Genomic DNA, 21,800 nt, shown 5'->3' on the forward strand with positions numbered 1-21,800 from the left:
GCCACCGCCAAGCCCGCCGGGCCGCCGCCCGGCCGGGGAGCGACCGGCACGGGACGCGCCGTCCCCACCGAGCACGTGCCCGACGGAGGTGTCACCATCACCACGGCCCTGAGCACCGCGGAGGCAGCCGCCCTCGACGCGATCGACGAGGAGGACATCGCACGGCAACTGCTGGAACTGCTGGCGATCCCGAGCGTCACCGGCAGCCCCGCCGAATCCGATCTGCAACACCTGCTCGCCCGGCGCCTGCAACGCCTCGGCCTCGATGTCGACCTGTGGTCGATGGACCTGCCCGCGCTGCGGGCCGACCCCGGCTTCCCCGGTACCGAGGCGCCGCGCGAAGAGGCCTGGGGGCTGGTGGCGACCACCCCGCCGTCCGGCGACGGGCCGACGATGATCCTCCAGGGCCATGTCGACGTCGTCCCGTCCGGCGACACCGCCCGGTGGGTGGGCGACCCGTTCGTGCCGAGGGTGGTCGGCGACACCGTGCACGCCCGAGGGGCCTGCGACATGAAGGCGGGGCTGGTCGCCGAGCTCGCGGCACTGGCCGCTGTCCGGGCCTGCGGTGTGCGGCTGCGCGGCCGGGTCGCCGCGCACTTCGTGGTCGGCGAGGAGGACGGCGGCCTGGGCGCCTTCGGCACGCTCCGGCGCGGACACACCGGCGACGCCTGCGTCATCGCCGAGCCCACCGCCGGCGCGCTGGTGACGGCCAACGCGGGAGCGCTCACCTTCCGTATCGAGGTACCGGGCAAGGCCGCCCACGCCAGCACCCGGGACGAAGGTGTCAGCGCCATAGACGGCTACGTGGCGATCCACGCCGCGCTGGCCCGGCTGGAGGCCCGGCGCAACGTGGACGCCGACCCGCTCCTCGCGCACCACCCCGTTCCCTACTCGGTGTCCGTGGGCACCCTGCGCTCCGGTGACTGGGCGAGCAGCGTGCCCGACCTGCTCGTCGCCGAGGGCCGGCTGGGCGTGCGGCTTGACGAGGACCCGGCCCTGGCGCGGGCCGAGTTGGAGCGCTGCGTGGCACTGGCCTGCGCCGGGGACCCGTGGCTGCGCCGCCACCCGGCCGCGGTCACCTGGCCCGGCGGCCAGTTCGCCAGTGGGCGCCTGCCGGCCGGGCATCCCCTGCGCGACCTGCTGCGCGGCGCCCACCAGGACGTCACGGGCGGCGCCGAGACCCCCGAGCGGGGCGCACCGTACGGGAGCGACCTGCGGCTGTACGCCGGGGCCGGCGTCCCGACCCTGCAGTTCGGCCCGGGCGACGTGCGCGTCGCGCACAGCCCCTCCGAGAAGGTCTCCGTCACCGAGACCGTGCGGGTGGCCAGGACACTCGTCCTCGCCGTGCTGCGCGGGGTGGGCACGCAATAGGGGCGCCGCGGGGGCCGGGCCCGGGGCGGACCGGAGGGCATCGCGGTCCCGGGCGGTCCCGGGCCACCGGTCGCGTGCATGCGCGTTCCCTATGGATCGGCACGGAACATCGCATGTCCCGGGACCGCCGCAAGGCCCCCGCGCGCCGTAGTGTCGGCACGGATCAGGCCGGCACGCGCCCGGTCCGCCCGGGTCAGCGCCCGCGACCGGGGCCGCACCCGCGGGCCGGACGGCGGGAGCCGACCGGCGCCCGTGCGCCCGGGCGTCCGGGACCGCTCGACGAAGGACACGGTGAAGGCTGTGCAGCGCCATCTCTGCCTCAACGTCTATCTCCGGAATTCCGGGTACCACGAGTCAGCGTGGAAAGTGACGCGGAAGGACCCGCGGGCCCCCCTGGAGGCGGGGTACTACGCGGATCTGGCGCGCACCGCGGAACGCGGGATCCTCGACGCCGTGTTCCTGCCCGACAGTCCCGGCATGGTGCCGTTCCGCGCGGAGTACCTGCCGACCGTGGGCCTGGACCCCCTCGAACTGCTGGCTTCCGTCGCCGTCCGCACCGACCGCATCGGGCTGATCGCCACCGTCTCCACCACGTACACCCACCCGTGGGAGACGGCCAGACGGCTGGCCACCCTGGACTTCCTGTCAGGGGGGCGGGCGGGCTGGAACATCGTGACGACGGTCGACCCGGTCGCGGCGGGCAACTTCGGGGACCTGCCCCACCCGGAGCGGACCGAGCGCTACGCCCGCGCCGAGGAGTTCGTGGAGGTGGCCCTCAAGCTGTGGGACGGGTGGGAGGAGGGCGCGGCCCTGTTCTCGAAGGAGTCCGGGCGCTGGGCCGATCCCGGCAGGATCCGTGCGCCGCTGCACCAGGGCCGCCACTTCAGCGTCCGGGGGCCGCTGCCGCTCCCCCGCTCCCCGCAGGGCCGCCCCCTCCTCACCCAGGCCGGCTCGTCCCGGGAGGGCATACGGCTCGCGGCCGCCTACGCGGACGCCGTCTTCACCCCCCAGGCCGATCCGGAAAGCAGCGCGGCCTTCCGGCAGGACCTGCGCGCGCAGGCCGCGGGCTTCGGGCGTGCGCCCGAACGGGTCCTGGTGCTGCCGGGGCTGTCGTTCGTCCTCGCGGACACCGAACGGGGGGCCAGGCAGGTGCGCGCATCGCTGGAGGAGGCGGCCAGCAGCGAGTTCCGCTGGCGCAACCTGGCCCATCTGGCGGGTCTCGACGCCGAGGACATCGATCCCGACGCCCCCTTCCCGCCGGAGCTGCTGAGCAGCGCGGCCAGGACGAGCTTCGGGCAGTCCATCTACGCGATGGCACGGCAGGGCGCGGGGACCTTCCGGGACGTCGCGCAGCGGTTGTCCGCCCTGCCCGGCGGGCTGGACTTCACCGGCACCCCGGAGCAACTGGCCGGGCTCATCACCCACTGGTGGCGGCAGGACGCGGCCGACGGCTTCACCGTCATGCCGCATCTGCTCCCCGACCAGCTCGACCTCTTCGTCGACCACGTGGTGCCGATCCTCCAGAGGAGTGGCCTGGCGAGGACGGAGTACGCGGGCACGACACTGCGCGAGCACGTCGGCTGCCCCGCCTGAGCGCGGTGCGCGGACGCGGCCGGGGCGTGCACGAACGGTCCCGGTGCGTGCGTTCGCAGTGCCGGGCGGCACGTCATGTCCGCCGCGGATGGTGCCGGTGCACCGTCTGCGGCGTCTGTTCTCGTACGGTGCTCCTGGGCACGGCTCCGTACGAGGTGCCGGTACGGGGCCGCCGGGAGGTCCGCACGGGATCCCGGTGGCCGCGCACGCGGACCAGGAGTGCACCGGCGGACGCCGGCCGGCGTCCGCGGCCGTCGAAAGGAACCGGTCATGGGACTGTCATGGCAACAGGGACCGCTCTCCCCCACCGCCCTGGGGAGGTTCCTCACCCCCGAGCCCCTGCCCGAGCGGCTCCTGCTCGTCGAGCGGCTGCGCCGGCGGATGCGGGTCCGGTTCGGCGGCGAGTGGATCGCCGACAGCGAGGACGTCGTCCTGCTGCACGAACCCGGGCGGTACCCGGTGGCCTACTTCCCCCTCGCCCACGTCGTGGACGGCGTCCTGGAGGCCGGCGGGCGCACCACCGTCCACCGCGACCTGGGAGAGACCGCCTGGTTCACGGTGCGGGCCGGCGGGCGGACGGCCGATCGTGCGGCCTGGCGGTTCACGGGGCCCCCGGAGCACGCCCCGGAGTTCGAGGGGCGCGTGGTGTTCGCCTGGCGGGCGATGGACGCCTTCTACGAGGAGGACGAGCGGATCCTCGGGCACGCGGCCGACCCGTACCACCGGATCGACATCCGCGACACCTCACGCAGCCTGGAGGTGCGCTCGGGCGAGGAGGTCATCGCGCGGACCAGCCGGCCGGTCGTGCTCTACGAGTCCGGATTCGCACCGCGGTGGTACGTGCCCCGGGCCGATGTCGACGAGGAGCGGCTGACGCCGGCAGAGGGGCGGACCTTCTGCCCCTACAAGGGCCTGGCCAGCTACTACGACATCGACGGGGCCCGGCGTGCGGCCTGGTCGTACCGCGACGCCTACGCCGAGGTCGGCCGGATCGGCGACCTGGTGTCGTTCGAGCCGGACAAGGTCGAGGTGTACCTCGACGGCACGCGGCTGGAGCTCGAACCGGGGCAGAACGTGGTGCCGCACGGCATCGACCGCGCCCTGGGCACCGACGAGGCCCTCGGGCACTGAACCACCGGCCGGCCCCGTCCGGCCCCGCCCCCCCGACGGTGACCGGCCGCCGTCCGCGGCCGGGTGGGCGGCCGGCCGCCCACCCGGCCGCGCGGGGCCCGTCAGGCGGCCGTGTCGACCACCGGCAGGCCCCGGCGCCGCAGGTCCGACAGGAAGAGGGCGACCAGTGCGTCGGAGGGGGCCGCCGTGATCGCGACGACGCCGCGGTGCACACGGGGCTCGAAACGCCGCACCACCCCGTCGGGCCGGGCGGCGAGTGCGGAGACGGGGACGATGGACACACCCATGCCCGCCCCGGCGAGCTGGGCCGCCGTCCGGGGACTGCGGGTGCGCAGGACGGGGCTGAGGGGGACCTGGCATCGGGAGACGAACCGGTCGATCCAGGCGGCGTTGCCGTTGTCCGGGGTGTAGTGCACGAAGGGCTCGCCGGCGAGTTCGTCGACCCTGACGGCGGGCCGGCCCGCGAAGCGGTGCTCGCCGCAGGACACCACGACCATCTCCTCGTCCCCCAGGTGCTCGACACAGGCCGTGGTCGCGGTGGGCTCCGGCCCGACCACCAGATCGGCCTCGCCCGCCATCAGGGCCTCGACCCCCTTGTCGCTGCTGGTGAACTCCATCAGGTCCAGCCGGACGCCGGGCCGCGTGGACCGCCAGCGCCGCAGGACGGGGACCAGCAGCCAGGCCGTCATCGTCTCCGCGCAGGCCAGCCGCAGCCGGCCCGCCCGCCCCGCGGCCACGTCGCGGCCGGCCCGCACGGCCCGCTCGGCCGCCCCGAGGGCGGTCCGCGCCTCGGCCGCCGCGGCCAGCCCGGCCGCGGTGACCCGCACTCCCCGTGACAGGCGCTCCACGACCGGCGTGCCGAGTTCCCGCTCCAGCGCCGCGATCTGGTGGGAGAGCGCCGGCTGCGACAGGTGGAGGGCCGCCGCCGCCTTCGTCACCGACCCGGTGTCGACGAGTGCGACCAGGCACTCCAGTGCACGCAAGGTAGCCATGCGCACAAACTAGATCGGACCGTACCCGGCCGGCCCGCCCCGGTCCGGCTCACCCGCCGGTCACGGCGGCGCTCCCCGCCCCGCGGGGCGTGAGGGCGATCAGGCGTGCCCGGCGTTCGGTGACGACGTCGCGGAAGGCGGGATCGGTGAGCAGGACCACCGGGGCGATGCTGTGGGGATCGGCGGAGTCCCAGTGGGACAGCGCGTGCCGCACCGCGCGCCACGCGGCCTCGTGCTCACCGGCGGCGGCGTGCTGCCGGGCGTGCGCGAGACACCGCTCGAACGCCTCAGGCCCGGTGCGGACGGGCGGTGCGAAGGCGGCCCTGCGGGCGAGCCAGTACTCCCGGGCGCCCGCCCCGTCCGGGGAGCCGGTGCCGGTCTCGGGAAGGAAGTCCTTCACCATCGGCAGGTAGTGCTCGGGCCTGGCGCCCGGGTCGGCCTCGGATGCGCGCAGGAACAGCGGAACGGCCTCGGCGCGCATCCGTTCCGCACCGACGGCGTCCCGGACGTGCGGCAGGGACAGCACGTCGCTGCGGAGCGTGTGGTGGGCCGTCCTGAGGTCGAGGAAGGCGCTCAGGATCGCCTTCAGGTAGAGCCCGACGCCCGAACCCCTGACGACGGCGCGGTCGAACGCCGCCCGGGCGGCCTCGGCCTCACCGCGCAGGGCCAGCGCCCGGCCCTCTGCGAGGAGTTCGTCGGCACCCTCGGTGCGTACCGGGCGGCCTTCGCGGCCCCACAGCCCTTCGCACAGCTCGCGTTCCTCGACCACGAGTGCCGCGAACGAGGGGTACTCCTCGCTCAGGAAGCCCCAGCTCGACCAGGTGCAGGCGGCCCACTCCCCGTCCGGCGACACGGTCCCCGGATCGAGGAGCCAGTACTGCGCGTCCCCTTCGCGGGAGACCAGCAGCGCCCGGTTCACCAGGGCGGCCAGTTCGTCGTCCTCCTCGCCGAGGACCTCGCAGGTCTCCTCGTCGGCGTCCCTGAACCAGTCGACCTCCCCGGCGGTCCGCATCTCCCACATGGACGAGCCCAGTTGGTGCCAGCCGTCGGAGGCGGCCAGGAACGCGCGGTAACTGGGCGGCAGCGCGGTGCCCAGCCTGCGCTCCAGCGCCGCGATGTCCGCCTCGCTCGCGCCCTCGAAGCCCAGCCAGCCCCGTGCCGCCTGCTCGTCGGTGATGTTGAAGCGCTCGTTCTCGTCGGCGACGCGCAGGAAGTCCGCGCTGTACTCGGCGAGGAAGGCACGCCAGCCCTCGACCGTCGTCAGCCGCGGATCCGTCGCGGGCCCGGCGGGAGCGGACTCGGCCGCGGGCACGGCGGGAGCGGCCGCGGGGACGACCGCGGCGGCCGCGGTGAGCGGCTGGGCGGGGAGAGCGGGCACGGCGGCGGTCGGGGCCGTCGCCGCCGACGCGGTCCTGTGCACGAACGGGGACATCGGCAGACCGGTGAACGCGCCCTGCACGGCGTCCGAGGACGCCCCGGCCGCCCGGTCGGCGGCCGTCTCCGCCGCCGTGCCCCGGTACCCGATCGGGCCCTCGCCCGGCCGCTGGTAGAAGCCCGTGAAACCGAGGGCGGGCGAGGCCGCCTCGAAGAAGCGGACCTGGGCAAGCTGCACCTCGTGGCCGCCGGTCCGGGAGATCCGCACCCGCAGGTGGCGGAAGGCGGGGCCGCCCAGGAAGGTGAACCCCCGCGGCTGGTGGCGCTCGGTGAAGAACACCCCGGTGCGGGAGTCGAGGACCGTCCAGCTCCGCATGTCGTCGGAGCCTTCGAGGCTCCACTCGCGCGGGTCGCGTTCGGGGCAGTCGTTCGCCGAGACGAGCACGTAGTGCCGGACGGTGACCCGCCGGTCGAAGGAGAACAGCAGGACGGCCCGGCCGCCGAAGGCCAGCCACTTGCCGTGCTCGGGGCCGTCGAGGAGGTTCTCGGCGATCTCGCCCGCGGGCCGGTTCTCCAGGTCGGCCCGGACCTCGGTGACGAGCCGGGTGACCTCGCCGCGCCCGGCGTCGGGCGGCGGCATCCGCAGTGCTATCGAGCCCGTCTCCTGACGCTGGTCGCGCCAGGTGATCCGGGTCGCGCCGCCAGTGCCGTCCTCGACCAGCAGCCGCAGTCCGCCCGAGGCGTGCCAGCCGCCGCCGTACCCCTCCTGGGTGTGGAACCGGTGCACGACGGCGCCCTCGGTGCCCGTCGGGAACACCCGCCCCGAGGTGAGCCGGCCGTGGTACTCGGCGAGGCCCCCGTCCGCGGCGCGGTGGTGCCCGTAGAACTCGCTCATCCCGCTCTGGAAGGCGACGGACGCCTCGGAGCCGTCCGCGTTCCGCCACGACAGTTGCCCGAGCTCCACCGGGCCCTCGCGGTCCAGGTGGACCAGCACCGGCCTGCCCGCCCGCCAGGTGCCGTCGTCGGCCCGCGAGCGGGTGTCGAAGGTGAAGACCGAGGGCGGCGCACCGGCCTCCGTGAGGGCGCGCAGCGACCGCCCGGGCTCGCCCGCCGCATCCAGCGTGATCCGGTGCAGCATGAGCGTGCCGGGCGCGTCGGGGAGGAGGTGCAGCCGCAGCGTGTTGCGGCCGGGCAGCAGCCGGTCCGCGGGGACCCCGAGGCGCATGTCCGACGGGGTGGGGTTCTGGGACACGATGACCGCGTCGAAGAGGGTTTCGCCGTTGAGGAGCACCGCCACCTGGAGGTAGCCCCACGGCTCGTCGTCCACGGGGACCCACGAGGTGAAGCAGAGCGTCGCGCCGCCGTCGGCGTCCTCCGCCTCCAGGTCGAAGCCGAGCTCGACGAACCCGTCGGCGAACAGCGCGAGATGGCCGTCGCGCTGTTCGCCGCCTTCGTGACTCGGCGTCATATTGCCCAGCTTGGCCGGGGTCGCGGTGAAGTCCGCGTAGATCGGTTGCACGGTTGTTCCCAGAGGTGTGAGCGGGCGGGATCCAGGCGTGACCGTAACCGAGGGGTGTGACACCGGCGGTGTGCCGGGCGCCGTTCCGGGCCGGGACCGCGGTCGGCGCGGGTCCGCCCGGGGACGCGGCCGCCGGGTGCGCCCGCGAGGACGCCGCTGGATTGGCCGGATCGCGCCCGGCATGATGGGACTGCCAATGTTGGGCATCCCGGCCCGCGGGCCACCGGTGTCCGCTAGAGGAGGATTTCGCGCGTGTCACGCCAGGTACTGACGGTCGGCCCGGGACGGGCGGATGGCTATCCGACGATCGGCGAGGCCCTGGCCAGGGCACGGAGCGGCGCGGTGATCAGCGTCCTGCCGGGAACGTACGCCGAGAACCTCACCATCACCACCCGCGTCACCATCGTCGCGGAGCAGGCCCGCGGCAGCGTCGAGATAGCGCCGCGCCGCGGCAGCGCCGTGACGCTCATGGCCGACGCGGTCGGGCTCACCGACCTGGTGCTGCGCGGCAGGGACGACGAGCTGCCCGTCGTCGACGCGCCCCGCGGGCAGCTCGCGATGGACGGCTGCGAGATCGCGGGCTCCGCCTGGACGGCCCTGCTGGCCCGCAGCAACGGTTCCGTGGCCATGCGGGACTGCCGGGTGGGCAACCGCGCGGGCGCGGGCGTGGTCGTCACGTCCGCCGTGGAGAGCTCCGTGGAGTCCTGCACGCTCGAACACTTCGGAACCTCCGGTGTGGTCGTCAGCGAGCAGGGCCGGGCCACGGTGCGGGGCTGCACCATCCGCGACGCGCGGGGCAACGGCGTGCTGGTCAACGGTGAGGCGCAGGCTTCCGTCGAGGACTGCGACATCTCCTCGACCGACAAACCGGCCATCGCCCTGGAGGGCCACAGCACCACCCAGGTGCTGCGCACCGTCGTGAACGACGCCGACACCGGTGTGCACCTGAGCAGCGGGATCCGCAACACGCTGGAGGACATCAGGGTCAGCGGCACCACGGGCCCGGGGATCGTGCTGAGCGGCGGTACGGACCCGCTGCTGCGCCGCTGCCGCACGGCCCGCACCAAGAGCCACGGCCTCGTGGTCGCCGATCAGTCGCGCGGCACCTTCGAGGACTGCTGGCTGGAGGGCGCCCAGGCACCCGCGCTGCGGGTGGGCGGCTCCGCCTCGCCCGTTCTGATCGGCCTCACGATCCGTGACTGCGAGGCGGACGCGGTGCTGCTGGAGGAGGAGTCGACGGCCGAGCTCGACCGGCTGGAGATCGTCGACGCGGCGGGCGCGGGCCTGTCCGTGCGCACCGGCGCCAATCCGCTGGTGCGCAGGGCGCGCATCAGCGCGCCGGGCGGCCACGGGGTGGAGGTCGCCAAGGGCGGCCGGGGCAGGCTGGAGGACTGCGAGATCGACCGGGCCGGCGGCTCGGGCGTCCGCGTCGAGGAGGACGGCAACGTCTACGTCGGCGGCGGCACCATCACCTCACCCGGTGCGAGCGGTCTGTCGGTAGGCCCCGAGGGGGCCCTGACGGCACGGGACTGCGTGCTCCAGGACGCCGCGGAGAACGGGGTCGGCGTGGACGAGCGGGGAGAGGCGACCGCCACCAGGATCCAGGTGCGCTCCAGTGCCCAGCACGGGGTGCTGATCGCCGACGGCGCCCGGGGGTCCTTCAACGCCTGCGAGATCAGCGGCAGCGGCAAGGACGGGTTCCGCATCGAGTCCACCGCGCCCGTCTCGGTCGTCAACTGCACCGCGCGGGACAACGCCGGCGGCGGCCTCATCCAGGCCAAGGTGGCCGACCGGGTCGCCGTCGAGGGCCTGACGAGCACCGGCAACGGGAAGCGGGACGCCTGGGGCCTCGGCGACGTCGAGGGCACCGATCCGGCGGCCGCGCCCGGCATCGAGACCGACGACGCATGGCTCAACGGCGACGAGGGGCCGCTGGCCGAGCTGGACTCCCTCATCGGCCTGGAGAACGTCAAGCACCAGGTCCGCACCCTGGTCAACCTGACCCAGCTCGCCCAGCGCCGCGCCCGGCTCGGGATGTCCGCACCGCCGATGAGCCGCCACCTGATCTTCGCGGGCCCGCCCGGCACCGGCAAGACCACCGTGGCCCGGCTGTTCGGCACCATCCTCGCCAGGCTGGGCGCCCTGCGCTCGGGGCACCTGGTGGAGGTGTCCCGGGCGGACCTGGTGGCGCAGGTCCTCGGCGGCACCGCCATCAAGACCACGGAGACCTTCCAGCGGGCGCTCGGCGGTGTGCTGTTCATCGACGAGGCGTACACCCTGCTCTCCGACGGCCGCGGTTCCGGGGCCGACTTCGGGCGGGAGGCGGTGGACACCCTGCTGAAGCTGATGGAGGACCACCGCGACGACGTGGTCGTGGTGGCCGCCGGCTACTCCGCGGAGATGCAGTCCTTCCTGGCCTCCAACCCTGGCCTCGCCTCCCGCTTCTCCCGCACGGTGGAGTTCGAGAACTACTCGGTGCCGGAACTCGTGGCGATCATGGAGAGCATGTGCGCCCAGCACCAGTACGAGCTGGAGGACACCACCCGCAAGGCGCTCACCGTCCACCTGGAGCGGATGCCGAAGGACGCGACCTTCGGCAACGGCCGGGCGGCCCGCCAGGTCTTCGAGGAGATGGTGGACCGGCAGGCGTTCCGGCTCGGCAGCATGACGGACATGACCGAGCGCGACCTCAGGCTGCTGCTGCCCGAGGACGTCAGCGAGGCCGCCGCCGCGGCGGTGTCCGGGGAGCTCGGCGAGGGGCAGCAGGAGAGCGACCCGCTGGCCCGCCTCGACGACCTGGTGGGCCTCGCCGCCGTCAAACGGGACGTGACCGACCTGGTCAACCTCCTCTCGACGGCCAAGCGGCGGGAGGCCGCCGGGCTGCCCGCGCCGCGCATCAGCCACCACCTGGTCTTCACCGGGCCGCCCGGTACCGGCAAGACCACCGTGGCCCGTCTCTACGGTGAACTGCTGGTGTCGCTCGGCGTGCTGCCCCGCGGCCAACTGGTCGAGGTCGCCCGCGCCGACCTGGTGGGCCGCTACATCGGTCACACCGCGCAGCTCACCCGCGAGGTCTTCGAGCGGGCCATCGGCGGGGTGCTGTTCGTCGACGAGGCGTACACCCTCACGCCCACGGGCTCCTCCGGCGGGTCCGACTTCGGCCAGGAGGCGGTGGACACGCTGCTGAAGCTGATGGAGGACCACCGCGACGAGGTGGTGGTCATCGTGGCCGGCTACACCGCGGAGATGGAGCGCTTCATGGCCTCCAACCCCGGTCTGTCGTCCCGGTTCTCGCGGCGGGTGGAGTTCGCCGACTACTCCTCCGACGAACTGGTCACCATCGTGCGGCAGCACGCCCTGGCGGCGGGCTACGAGTGCGCGACGGGCACCGGACAACTGCTGCGCGAGTACTTCGACACGCTGCCGCGGGACCGCTCGTTCGGCAACGCGCGCCTCGCCCGCCAGGTCCTGGAGGGCATGATGACCCGGCAGGCGGGCCGGCTCAGCGCGATGGCCGCGCCGGGTCTCGACGACCTGAGGACCCTGCTGCCCGAGGACGTGGCGCCGCGCGCGAACGCGGGGCGGTGAGGCCGCGGGCCGAGGCGGGCGGTGCGCCACCGCCTCGGGCGGGCGGTGCGCGCCGCGCCCGGTCGGCGGCCGGCGGCGCGTGCGGTCCGCGCGCCACCCGCCGGGGCGCAGCCTCTTCGCCGGGGGTGGGGAACTGCCCGAACGGCGCCCCGGCGGGGGGCCTAGGATGCCGCCATGCGTGGTCCGACCCTCAAGTGCGCCCTTGCGGCCCTGCTCCCGTCGCTGCTAGCCACGACGATCGGCACCGCCGCGGTCGCGTCCGCCGCGCCGGAGGGCAGTGTGAAGCTGCCGGTCATGCCGTCCCGGCTGGACGCCGGCGACCCCTGCACCGGGGCGTCGGCCAAGGTGGCGTCCGCGGCGCCGTGGGAGCAGCGCAACCTCGAACTCCCCAGGACCTGGCAGTTCGCCGGCGGTGCCGGTGAGAAGGTGGCGGTCGTCGACACCGGGGTGTCCACGACGGCGCCGGCCCTGGCGGGGGCGGTCACCCCGGTCGGCGGCGCGGCGCAGGACTGCGTGGGGCACGGCACCTTCGTCGCCGGGCTGATCGCCGCCGCCCGGGTCGAGGGCGTCCACTTCGCGGGGGTGGCCCAGCGGGCGCGCATCCTTGCCGTGCGCGGCACGGACCAGCGGGGGAACGCCACCGCGGGCACCGTCGCGGCCGGCATCCGGGCCGCGGTGGACGCCGGGGCCTCGGTCATCGACGTCTCGCCCGCCCTGACCGGGAACTCGGCGGAGCTGCGGTCCGCGGTCTCCTACGCCGCCGGGCACGACGCGCTCGTCGTGGCCGCCGCGGTGCCCGACCCCACCCGGGGTACCGGGGCGTCCGCGCCACCGCCGCGCGCCTACTGGCCGGCGGCGCAGCCCGGCGTGCTGTCCGTCGTCGACGTCGACCAGAACGGCGGGCGCCCGCGCGGCGCGCTCACCCCCCTCGGCGCCGACCTGGCGGCGCCCGGTGTCGGTGTGATCGGCGTCGGCCCCACGGGCAAGGGCCACTTCATCGGGTCCGGCGCGTCGCTCGCCGCCGCCTACGTGGCGGGCACCGCCGCCCTCGTACGGTCGGCGTACCCCCGGCTGACCGCGGCCGAGACCGCACGGCGGCTGACCACCGCCGCCTATCCGGCCCCCGTGCCACGGCTCGACCCGTACGCGTCCGTCACCTCGGTGGGCGACTCGGCCGCGCACCACTCCGCGGGGGCGGCGCGGCACGCCGCTCCGGTCAGCCTGCCGTCGTCCGCCGCGGGGGACCGTGCGACCCGTCGGGCGCTGCTGCTGGCCGCGCTCGGGGCCGCCGTGGTCCTGCTGGTGGGCTGGGCCTCGGTCATCGTGCCGCGCGGCCGGGCCCGCGGCTGGCGCCCGGCGCGCGACTGAGCCGAGGCCCCCGCCCGGTTCGGGCCCGAACCGGGCCGGGCCCGAACGGGGCCGGAACCCTCCGCGCACCCACCGCACAGGCCCACCGGACGCACGCACCGACACGCCCACCGAACGCACACACCGGACGCGCACACCGGACGCGCACACGGCGGGCAGCACGCAGGACGCGGCACCGCGGGAAGCGGGAAGCGGGAAGCGGGAAGCTGGAAGCGGGAAGCTGGAAGCGGGAAGCTGGAAGCGGGAAGCTGGAAGCGGGAAGCTGGAAGCGGCACACGGCACACGGCACACGGGAAGCGATCGCAGGACGCAGCACGCCCGACGCAGGACGCCGCCGCCGTGAGGTCACGGCGGCGGCGTCCCCCGGTGGGTGGGCCCGGGTCACACCCCGTCGGCCGGGGCCTCCAGCAGTGCGGTCTGGATCAGGGTCGCCTTGCGGCGTGCGATGTACTGTCCCCGGCCCGCGGGCAGGTTGCGCGGCTTGGTGTTGCCGAAGACATAGCCCTCCGACGGCGGGCAGGACATCAGCAGACCCGGTGTGTTCACCTCGTCGAGGCGCCGAAGCAACTGGTCGTTGAGGCCGCGTCCCGCGCCGGTGGCCGAGCGCACCACCACCATGTGCAGGCCCACCTCGTGGCCGAGGGCCAGGTACTCGAAGAGCGGCGCGAAGGGGTGGTCGAAGGCGTTGCCGCCGCCGATCATGTCGTAGTCGTCGGCCAGGACGAACAGCCGGGGGCCGTTCCACCAGTCGGCCTGCCGCATCCGGGCGGGGGTGATGTCCTGGCCGGGCAGCCGGGTCTTCAGGGCCCGTGCCGAACCGCCCACCAGCTCCCGCAGCGCGTCCAGGGACACCGCGTGCCCGAGCCGGTACTCCTGGGGCACCGCCTCCACCAGCTCGCGCCGGTAGTCCACCACCAGGACGCGGGCCTCGGCCGCGGTGTACCGGGCGGTGATCGCCGCGGCGGCCAGGCGCAGCAGGTTGGTCTTGCCGCTCTCGGTGTCGCCGACCGCGACCAGGTGGGGCGTGCGGCTGAAGTCGTGCCAGACCGGGGAGAGCGACTCCTCGTCGAGTCCTATCGCCACGCGCAGCCCGTCCCCGAGCTCCGCCTGCGGCAGCTCGGCGGCGGGCAGCCGGTGCGGCAGCATCCGCACCTGCGGGGCGGCGGGCGCGGACCAGTGTCCGGCGACCTGCTCCACCATGTGGGCCACCCCGTCGGTGAGGTCCTGCGCGCTCTCCCGGCCGTCGATGCGCGGCAGCGCCGACAGGAAGTGCAGCTTGCCCTCGACGGTCAGGCCGCGGCCGGGGCTGCGGGGCACGGTGGCCGCCTTGCGGATGTCGACCACCGAATCCATGGTGTCGCCGAGCCGCAGTTCGAGTCGGGTGGCGAGCTGGTCGCGCACCTGCGCCGACATCTCCATCCACCGTGCCGCGGCGATGACCAGGTGGATGCCGTAGTTCAGGCCGCGTGCCGCCAGTTGGTTGAAGGCGGGCACGAGGGCGTCGAAGTCCTGGCGGAGGGTGGCCCAGCCGTCCACCACCAGGAAGACGTCCCCGTGCGGCTCGTCGGCGAACTCACCGGCCGCGCGGCGCCTGCGGTACGTGGCCATCGAGTCGATGTTGTGGTCGAGGAAGAGCTGCTCCCGGTGCGTGAGGACGGCGTTGACCTCGGCCACCGTGCGGCTGATCCGCTCGCTGTCCAGTCGTGCCGCCACCCCGCCGACGTGCGGCAGCCCGGCCAGTGCGGCCAGCGTGCCGCCGCCGAAGTCCAGGCAGTAGAACTGCACCTCGCGCGGGGTGTGGGTGAGCGCGAGGGAGGTGATCAGGGTGCGCAGCACGGTCGACTTGCCGCTCTGCGAACCACCGGCGACACCCAGGTGCCCGCCGCCCCCGGACAGGTCCACCACCAGCGGCTCGCGCCGCTGCTCGAACGGCTTGTCCACCAGGCCGACGGGCACCCGCAGTTGCCCCGAGCCAGGCCACCCGGTGGCGGTCAGCCCGCGCTCCGGGTGCGCGGCGAGGCCCGGCAGCAGCGCGTCCAGGGCGGGCGGCAGGTCCAGCGGCGGCAGCCACACCTCGTGGGCGGGCGGTCCCGAGTCGCGCAGCCGGTCGAGCGCCACCGACAGCAGCGAAGGGCCGCCCTCGGTCTCCTCCTCGGCCGGCTCCGGGTTCGGAAGCTGTGCGGGGGCCCGGGGCACCACGTAGTCCGCGGTCCACGGCACCACCTGGCTGGCCACCCTGGCCTGCGCCACCGCACCGCGCCGGCGCCGGTAGCCACCCGAGACGTACGCCGCCCGGAACCGGGTCAGCGCCTCGACACCGCTCTTGAGGTAGCCGCTGCCGGGCTGGGAGGGCAACTGGTAGGCGTCCGGCACGCCCAGCACGCCCCGGCTCTCCATGGCCGAGAAGGTGCGCAGGCCGATGCGGTACGAGAGGTGGCTCTCCAGTTGGTGCATGCGGCCCTCGTCGAGCCGCTGCGAGGCGAGCAGCAGGTGCACCCCGAGGGAACGGCCGAGCCGGCCGATCATCACGAACAGGTCCATGAACTCCCGGTGCGCGGCGAGCAGCTCGCTGAACTCGTCGACCACCACGAACAGGCTCGGCAGCGGCGCGAGCGGGGTGCCCGCCGCGCGCGCCTTCTCGTACTCCAGGGCCGAGCTGTAGTTGCCGGCCGCCCGCAGCAGTTCCTGACGGCGTATCAGCTCACCGTGCAGGGCGTCCTGCATGCGCTCCACCAGGGCCACCTCCTCGGACAGGTTGGTGATCACCGCCGAGGTGTGCGGCAGCTCGTCGAGCCCCAGGAAGGTGGCGCCGCCCTTGAAGTCCACGAGGACGAAGTTCAGGGTCTCCGAGGAGTTCGTCAGCGCGAGGGCCAGCACCAGGGTGCGCAGCAGCTCGCTCTTGCCGGAGCCGGTCGCCCCGATCAGCATGCCGTGCGGGCCCATGCCGCCCTCGGCGGACTCCTTGATGTCCAGCTCCACCGGCAGCCCGTCGGCGCCCACGGCGACCGGTACCCGCAGCCGGGCGGCCGCGGTGCTGCGCTTCCACAGCGTGGCCGGATCGTGGCGGTACAGGTCGGGGATGCCGAGCAGGGTCGTCAGCTCCACGTCGGTGGCCAGCGGCTCCGCGGCGTCCGCGGACAGGCCCATCCGGTACGGCGACACCATCCTGGCCAGCGCCTGGGCGCCGGCCCGGCCCATGGTGTCGGGCCGGCCGAGCACGGTCGTCTGCTCCTTGCGCGTGCGGTCGGTGCGCACCAGCCTGAGGGCGTTCGGCTGGACGTCGAGCCGCAGGGTGGTGCGTCCCGGCCGCCAGGTCAGCGCCCCGGACAGGTCGATCACCACCGAGTTGCGAAAGCCTGGGCCGTCCAGGCGGTGGCCGGCGGGCACGGTGACGCCGTCCACCACGATCACGGTGAAGGGCTCCTCCCGGCCCGGCAGCTCCTCGGGATCGAAGACCGGCCGTTCCCCGAACTCCGCGCCGAGCAGGTCCTCCAGGTCGTTGAAGGCCGACGCGATCATCCTGGCGGGACCCGCACCGTCCTGCTCCTGCGGGTGCAGGCTGTGCGGCAGCCACTTGGCCCACTCCCAGTCCGCGCGCCGCTCGTCGGCCACGCACAGCGCGATCCACAGCTCGTCCGGCGCGTGGAACAGCGCGAGCTGGCACAGCGCGGCACGCACCAGGCTCCTGGCCGCCGCCTCGTCGCCGCGCAGCAGCACCCGGGAGAACGACCGCAGGTACAGCGCGATCGGCTGGTCGGGCACGGTGCTGTAGGCCCGGACGAACCGCCGCAGGGCGTGGGCGGACAGCGGGTCGAGGTCCTCCACCGGCTTGGTGGAGAGCGGGGTCAGCCGCATGCCCAGTTGCTGGTCCCCGACCGCGACCCGGACCTCGGCGAAGTCCTCGTCCTTGGCGCGGCGCTCCCACAACCGGGTGGTGCGCACCATGGAGCGCAGCGCGACGGGATCCGGGTGGCGCCAGCCGAGCGCCGTCTGCTGTTCCATCACCGCCCTGTGCACGCGGCCACGGGTCTGGGAGAGGTACCGCAGATAATCCCGGCGTTCCCCGACCAGCCGCTGTTTGCGTTCACCGCTCTTGCGCATGACCTGGCCCACGAGCATGGCCACGGCGGCGAGAACCAGAACACCGAATGCCATGTAGGTGAACACGCCGCCGCCGCCGGGGCGGAGAAACATCAGCATCATGGAGAGGGACATCATCGCCATTGGCAGATACGTCCAGACGGCGGAATTGTCCGGCACGGTCTCCGGCAGCGTCGGCGGCTCCTGCAGGCTCAGTTCTCCTTCCGGCATCTCCGGGCCGCGACGACGGGCTGGGCGGCGGAACAGGACAACACTCAACTAACCGGCTCCCTTTCGGCGGATCTGCCGCCCACTGATTGTCTGGCGAGGCCGTGAAGAAGAAACAAGGGCCGGTTTCCGGCCACGGACGGCATCTGTAGTCTGCATCCCACCCCCACCCGCTTCCAAGCGGATCCTGTGCTCTTCAGGGAAAGTGTGAGTCCCCACCATGTCTGAAAGTTCAGTGGCGAGTCTGTGCAGGCTTACCGTGCGCGCCCCCGCCACGTCACTCGACCTCGCCGTGCCGGCGGACGTGCCGATCGCCGACCTCCTGCCCACCCTGCTCAGGTACGCGGGTGCGGAGCTGGAGGAGAGCGGTCTGGAGCACGGTGGTTGGGTGTTGCAGCGCCTCGGTGAGCGGCCGCTCGACGACGAGGGGACCCTGGAGACGCTGGACGTGCGGGACGGCGAGGTACTGTACCTGCGGCCGCACACCGAGGCACTGCCCGAGGTGCGGCTGGACGACCTGGTGGACGGGATCGCCAACGTCACCCGTGAGCGCCTGCACGGCTGGACCCCCGATGCGAGCCGCCGGCTGCTGCGCGGCTGGGTGGTGGTCATCCTGCTCACCGTACTGGTCCTGCTGGCCTGGCCCGGTGGCGGCCACGTGCAGGTCAGGGCGGCGGCGGCCGGTGTGACGGGTCTGCTGCTGCTGGCCGGGGCCGGCTCCGCGAGCCGCGCGGTCGGCGACGCTGCGGCCGGTGCCACCCTGGGGTTCATGGCGGCGCCCAGCCTGGCACTGGCCGGCTGGCTGCTGCCCGGTGGGGAGATAACCGGACCGCAGGCGTACCACGTGCTCGGCGCCAAGCTGCTCGCGGCCGGCGCGGCCGGCGCCGGCGGGGCCGTGCTGGCGCTCGCGGCGGTGGCCGTGTACACACCGCTGTTCCTCGCCACCGCCACCGTGGTGATCGCGGCCACCGTCGCCGGGGCCCTGATGAGCGTGTTCGACCTGCCGGCGGACAGCGCGGCGGCCGTGGTGTCCGCGCTGGTCGTGCTCTTCGGCGGCTTCGTACCCGCGCTGGCCTTCCGGCTGGCCGGGATGCGGATGCCCGCGATGCCCACCACCGCGCGGCAGTTGCAGGAGGGCATCGAGCCCTACAACGGCAGGGACGTCGCCGTGCGCACCGAGCTGGCGAGCGGCTGGATGACCGCGCTGTACGCGGCGACCGGCGTCATCAGCGTCGGCTGCCTGTTCACGCTGGCCCGGCGCCCCGATCTGCCCGAGGTCCTGACGGCCGTCGCCCTGTCGCTGCTCCTGCTGCTGCACGGACGGGGCATGGTCAACGTCTGGCAGCGTCTCAGCCTGGTCCTGCCGGGCGCCGCGGGTGTCCTGATGCTGCTCCTCGGTTCGGCCGCCGAGCTCTCCCACGACCAGCGTCCGGGGTTCGTGGTGGTGCTGCTCGCGCTGGCCGCCGTGCTGGCGATCGTCTCGTGGACGGTCCCCGGCCGGCGCATGTCGCCGTACTGGGGCCGTGCGGCCGAGCTGCTGCACTCCCTGCTGGCGATCAGCCTGCTGCCGCTGACCCTGTGGGTGCTGGGCGTCTTCGGCACCCTCCGGGCCCTCAACGGCTGACGGCGAAGGAGGAAGTCCATGCGATCGAAGCGCGACCAGGTCCAGGCCCACACGTTCATCATGAGCCGGCTGACCTCCGGCATGCTGCTCGCCGACCCGGACGCACCGGAGTCGCCCCTGGGACGCACCACCCGCGGTGTGGTGGTCAGCATCATCATCGTGGTGGTGGTGGCGGCCGGCTCCGTGGTGTACGGGCTCATCGCCCCCGGGGGCAACGACTCCTGGCGGAACTCCACCAGCCTGGTCGTCAACCGCGACACCGGAGCCCGCTACCTGTACGTCGGCGGCCGGCTTCGGCCGGTGCGCAACTACGCGTCGGCCCGGCTGATCGGGGGCACCGACCTCAAGACCACCGACGTGGGCAGCGAGTCGCTGAGCGGCACGCCCACCGGCACCCCGATCGGCATCCCCGGAGCCCCCGACTCGGTGCCCCCGGCCGGCGACCTGGAGAGCGGGGCGTGGCAGGTCTGCTCCACGGTCCGGGTCGAGGAGACGGACGGCGGGAGCACCACGTCCACACCGGTGACCGCGCTGGTGGCGGGCGCGCCCGTGGCGGCCGCCGGGCTCGGCTCGGGGCAGGGCCTCGTGGTGCGGGGGCCCGACAAGGCCACGTACCTGGTGTGGCAGGGCAGCCGGCTCCGCCTCGACGCCGCTTCCGGCGCGGCAAGTTCCCTCGGCTACGGCGCCGTCACACCGCGCCCGGTGTCCGCGGCCTTCCTCGACGCCCTGGTCCCCGGCCCCGTGCTGGCCCCGCCGACCGTGCCGGGGCGGGGCACCCCGGGTCCGTCGCTCGACGGCCAGGCCAGTGTGGTGGGCCAGGTGTTCCAGGTGCGGGTGCCGGGTTCGGACGCGCACTACTACCTGCTGCGCGAGGACGGTCTGGTGCCCCTCACGGCCACCCAGGCCGCCCTGGTGCTCGGTGACCACGCCACCCGCCAGCAGGCGTACGGCGGTGCGGCGCCCAAGGCCGTGGCGCTGGGGGCGGCCACGCTGAAGGAGCACCAGGCCCCCGGCGCCGCCGGACGCTCCTTCGCCGCGGCGGGGCTGCCCGCGTCCCCGCCCCGTGTCGCCGACGTGCCGAGGGGCTCGGCGGCCTGCGCCCGGGTGCGGCCCGACCAGGACGGCACCGAGGTCACCACCGTCCAGGTGCCGCTCAGCTCGCTGGGGCCGGTGGCGCAGCCGGCCGACGACGAGGTGGCGAGCGCCTGCCTGCCGGTCGACGCGGTGGTGGTCCGCCCGGGGCACGGCGTACTGGTCCGTGCGCTCGCCTCCGGTGGTACGACGGTGGGCAACACCACGTACTTCGTGACCGACACCGGGGTCAAGTACCGCGTCACGTCGGCCAAGGCGCTGCAGTCGCTCGGCTACACCGAGGGCGCCGTGCAGGCGCTGCCCGCACCGCTGCTCCAGATGCTGCCCTCGGGGCCGGACCTGAGCCCGGAGGCCGCCGCCGGCGGCACCCCGGTCACCACACCGCCCAACTGCGGGAAGCAGTCCGCGGGCCGGCGGGACCTCGTCGCGACCGCCGGCGCGGCCGGGACCGGAGGTAACGCTTCCATACCGACATCGGGATGAAAACTTGAGGTAGTTGCGGCTGAAACGAGATCCTTCCTAGGCTCCCCGAGACATAAGTGATCAAAGAATAGGTATGCCATGGCAGACATGGGCAACATCCAGGCTTCAAGCGAGCAGGCCACCCGGAACGGCATCCAGGCCCTGGAAGCCGCCTTCACCGGCATCATGCGGGCCCGTTCGGACGTCGACGGCACCCGCGCCAATCTGTCCCAGGGGTATCAGGGCAGCGACGGCGGTGCGTTCGGACAGCTCCTCCAGCAGTGGGACGAACAGGCCAACGTCATCCTGAAGAACCTGGAAGACATGATCGACAAGCTCAACACCAGCCTCGCCGAACACGGCAAGCAGCAGGGCGCCTCCAACGAGTCGATCAACCAGGCCTTCCAGTCCTCCGAGGCCGCCTTCCAGGCACTGGCCGGCTGATCCGGCTCCCCTCCGGTACACCCCCACTCACCCGAGACGAGACGATCCATGCCCGACAACATGACAGACGGCTACATCTACGTCGGCTACAACCACATGGAGAACGCCGCCGACGACATGGTCCAGCAGACCAGGGCGATCGCGAACACGCTGTCGTCGCTGGAGGCCGAGCTCGGCGCCCTCAAGGCCAGTTGGTACGGCGCCGACGCCGAGGTCTACACGCAGAAGCAGGCCGCGTGGGACCAGGCGGTGCAGAACATGGAGCAGTTGCTGACCTCGCACGCCTCGCTGCTGACGGACATCTCCGGCAACTACAAGTACAGCGAGAACTCGCTGTCCCAGATGTGGTCCGAGGTCACCATCGGCCGCTGAGCCGTTCCGCACCCCCCTCGTGCCCACCCCCCGTCGTCCGCCGTCCGGCCACCGGCCGGGCGGCTGATGCTGATCCGGAGGACGCAATGGCGGACCTTACCCATCTGGACTCCCACGCCATCACCCAGTTCAAGCAGAACGATCTCGCCGACTTCCTCAGGGACCTCGACGCGATCCGCAACGACGACCCCGCGGGGGTCAAGTCGCTCAAGAGCGTCCTGGCGGGTCTCCTGGTCACGGGCAGCACGTTCGGCGAGGTCTCCAGCCCTCTGGTGATCGGCCTGATGGCCGGCGACGACACCGTCTCGGGGCAGAGCCTGAACTCGAAGACCAAGGACGCGGCCCAGGGCGTCGACGACATCCTGGTCTCGCAGAAGACGCTGTTCAAGGACATCGACGAGGACCTCCAGGAGACCATCGACACCCTGCTGAAGGACCAGAGCGGCGGCCTCGCGGCGATCGACGGCGCCAAGCTCCTGGACATCTTCTCCGACGTGGACGGCGACCTGACCGACGGCTCGGGCAGCTCGACCGGCACCACCAAGTAGTACCCCGACGCTAG

13 protein-coding genes are annotated in these 21,800 nt (G+C 73.8%); 10 read left to right on the forward strand and 3 right to left on the reverse strand.

What is annotated here, in order from left to right; translation table 11 throughout:
- Positions 1 to 75 precede the first annotated feature (75 nt).
- The 3 genes from IE313_RS17115 to IE313_RS17125 all read left to right on the forward strand — a co-directional run bounded on the left by IE313_RS17115 (position 76) and on the right by IE313_RS17125 (position 4,095).
- Positions 76 to 1,371 carry an ArgE/DapE family deacylase gene (locus tag IE313_RS17115; RefSeq protein ID WP_229924701.1) on the forward strand — a complete coding sequence of 432 codons (1,296 nt, stop codon included), beginning with the start codon at positions 76 to 78 and terminating at the stop codon, positions 1,369 to 1,371.
- A gap of 78 nt (positions 1,372 to 1,449) precedes the next feature.
- Complete coding sequence (locus IE313_RS17120) at positions 1,450 to 2,964, forward strand: NtaA/DmoA family FMN-dependent monooxygenase (RefSeq protein ID WP_268256711.1); 1,515 nt, start codon at positions 1,450 to 1,452, stop codon at positions 2,962 to 2,964.
- Between the two features lie 270 nt (positions 2,965 to 3,234).
- Entirely contained in the window at positions 3,235 to 4,095 is an 861-nt protein-coding gene (locus IE313_RS17125; RefSeq protein ID WP_189933014.1) for a DUF427 domain-containing protein, read from the forward strand.
- Between the two features lie 101 nt (positions 4,096 to 4,196).
- On the opposite strand, the gene IE313_RS17130 is transcribed toward IE313_RS17125, so the two are convergent.
- Together IE313_RS17130 and IE313_RS17135 are read right to left on the reverse strand one after the other, a co-directional pair.
- Entirely contained in the window at positions 4,197 to 5,087 is an 891-nt protein-coding gene (locus IE313_RS17130; protein WP_189933016.1) for a LysR family transcriptional regulator, read from the reverse strand.
- Between the two features lie 49 nt (positions 5,088 to 5,136).
- Positions 5,137 to 7,980 carry an SMI1/KNR4 family protein gene (locus tag IE313_RS17135; RefSeq protein WP_189933018.1) on the reverse strand — a complete coding sequence of 948 codons (2,844 nt, stop codon included), beginning with the start codon at positions 7,978 to 7,980 and terminating at the stop codon, positions 5,137 to 5,139.
- A gap of 252 nt (positions 7,981 to 8,232) precedes the next feature.
- Here IE313_RS17135 and IE313_RS17140 point away from each other — a divergent pair, with 252 nt between their 5' ends.
- Together IE313_RS17140 and IE313_RS17145 are read left to right on the forward strand one after the other, a co-directional pair.
- A complete protein-coding gene (locus IE313_RS17140) occupies positions 8,233 to 11,568 on the forward strand; it encodes a right-handed parallel beta-helix repeat-containing protein (RefSeq protein ID WP_189933020.1) in 3,336 nt (1,111 codons plus the stop codon).
- Between the two features lie 174 nt (positions 11,569 to 11,742).
- Complete coding sequence (locus IE313_RS17145; RefSeq protein ID WP_189933022.1) at positions 11,743 to 12,936, forward strand: S8 family serine peptidase; 1,194 nt, start codon at positions 11,743 to 11,745, stop codon at positions 12,934 to 12,936.
- Between the two features lie 381 nt (positions 12,937 to 13,317).
- On the opposite strand, the gene eccCa is transcribed toward IE313_RS17145, so the two are convergent.
- A complete protein-coding gene (eccCa, locus tag IE313_RS17150; protein WP_189933153.1) occupies positions 13,318 to 17,247 on the reverse strand; it encodes a type VII secretion protein EccCa in 3,930 nt (1,309 codons plus the stop codon).
- Between the two features lie 217 nt (positions 17,248 to 17,464).
- Between eccCa and eccD the strand changes: the two genes are divergently transcribed.
- From eccD to IE313_RS17175, 5 genes are all read left to right on the forward strand, one after another.
- On the forward strand, positions 17,465 to 18,868 hold the full coding sequence (eccD, locus tag IE313_RS17155; RefSeq protein ID WP_189933024.1) for a type VII secretion integral membrane protein EccD: 1,404 nt from the start codon (positions 17,465 to 17,467) through the stop codon (positions 18,866 to 18,868).
- A gap of 18 nt (positions 18,869 to 18,886) precedes the next feature.
- The gene (gene eccB, locus IE313_RS17160; RefSeq protein WP_189933026.1) at positions 18,887 to 20,443 is read left to right on the forward strand and encodes a type VII secretion protein EccB; all 1,557 of its coding nucleotides are present in this window, start codon (positions 18,887 to 18,889) and stop codon (positions 20,441 to 20,443) included.
- An 87-nt stretch (positions 20,444 to 20,530) separates the two neighbouring features.
- Positions 20,531 to 20,866 carry a WXG100 family type VII secretion target gene (locus IE313_RS17165; RefSeq protein ID WP_373317010.1) on the forward strand — a complete coding sequence of 112 codons (336 nt, stop codon included), beginning with the start codon at positions 20,531 to 20,533 and terminating at the stop codon, positions 20,864 to 20,866.
- Between the two features lie 48 nt (positions 20,867 to 20,914).
- Entirely contained in the window at positions 20,915 to 21,238 is a 324-nt protein-coding gene (locus IE313_RS17170; protein ID WP_189933030.1) for a WXG100 family type VII secretion target, read from the forward strand.
- Between the two features lie 86 nt (positions 21,239 to 21,324).
- The gene (locus IE313_RS17175) at positions 21,325 to 21,786 is read left to right on the forward strand and encodes a type VII secretion system-associated protein (RefSeq protein ID WP_189933032.1); all 462 of its coding nucleotides are present in this window, start codon (positions 21,325 to 21,327) and stop codon (positions 21,784 to 21,786) included.
- Positions 21,787 to 21,800 lie beyond the last annotated feature (14 nt).

The organism is Streptomyces sulfonofaciens, assembly GCF_014656295.1.
Classification (GTDB): domain Bacteria; phylum Actinomycetota; class Actinomycetes; order Streptomycetales; family Streptomycetaceae; genus Streptomyces; species Streptomyces sulfonofaciens.

Coding starts and splice junctions, on each gene's coding strand:
- eccB (WP_189933026.1), top strand. CDS start 18,887: ATGCGATCGAAGCGCGACCAGGTCCAGGCCCACACGTTCATCATGAGC.
- eccD (WP_189933024.1), top strand. CDS start 17,465: ATGTCTGAAAGTTCAGTGGCGAGTCTGTGCAGGCTTACCGTGCGCGCC.
- IE313_RS17125 (WP_189933014.1), top strand. CDS start 3,235: ATGGGACTGTCATGGCAACAGGGACCGCTCTCCCCCACCGCCCTGGGG.
- IE313_RS17145 (WP_189933022.1), top strand. CDS start 11,743: ATGCGTGGTCCGACCCTCAAGTGCGCCCTTGCGGCCCTGCTCCCGTCG.
- IE313_RS17175 (WP_189933032.1), top strand. CDS start 21,325: ATGGCGGACCTTACCCATCTGGACTCCCACGCCATCACCCAGTTCAAG.
- IE313_RS17170 (WP_189933030.1), top strand. CDS start 20,915: ATGCCCGACAACATGACAGACGGCTACATCTACGTCGGCTACAACCAC.
- IE313_RS17130 (WP_189933016.1), bottom strand. CDS start 5,087: ATGGCTACCTTGCGTGCACTGGAGTGCCTGGTCGCACTCGTCGACACC.
- eccCa (WP_189933153.1), bottom strand. CDS start 17,247: ATGCCGGAAGGAGAACTGAGCCTGCAGGAGCCGCCGACGCTGCCGGAG.
- IE313_RS17165 (WP_373317010.1), top strand. CDS start 20,531: ATGGGCAACATCCAGGCTTCAAGCGAGCAGGCCACCCGGAACGGCATC.
- IE313_RS17120 (WP_268256711.1), top strand. CDS start 1,450: ATGCGCGTTCCCTATGGATCGGCACGGAACATCGCATGTCCCGGGACC.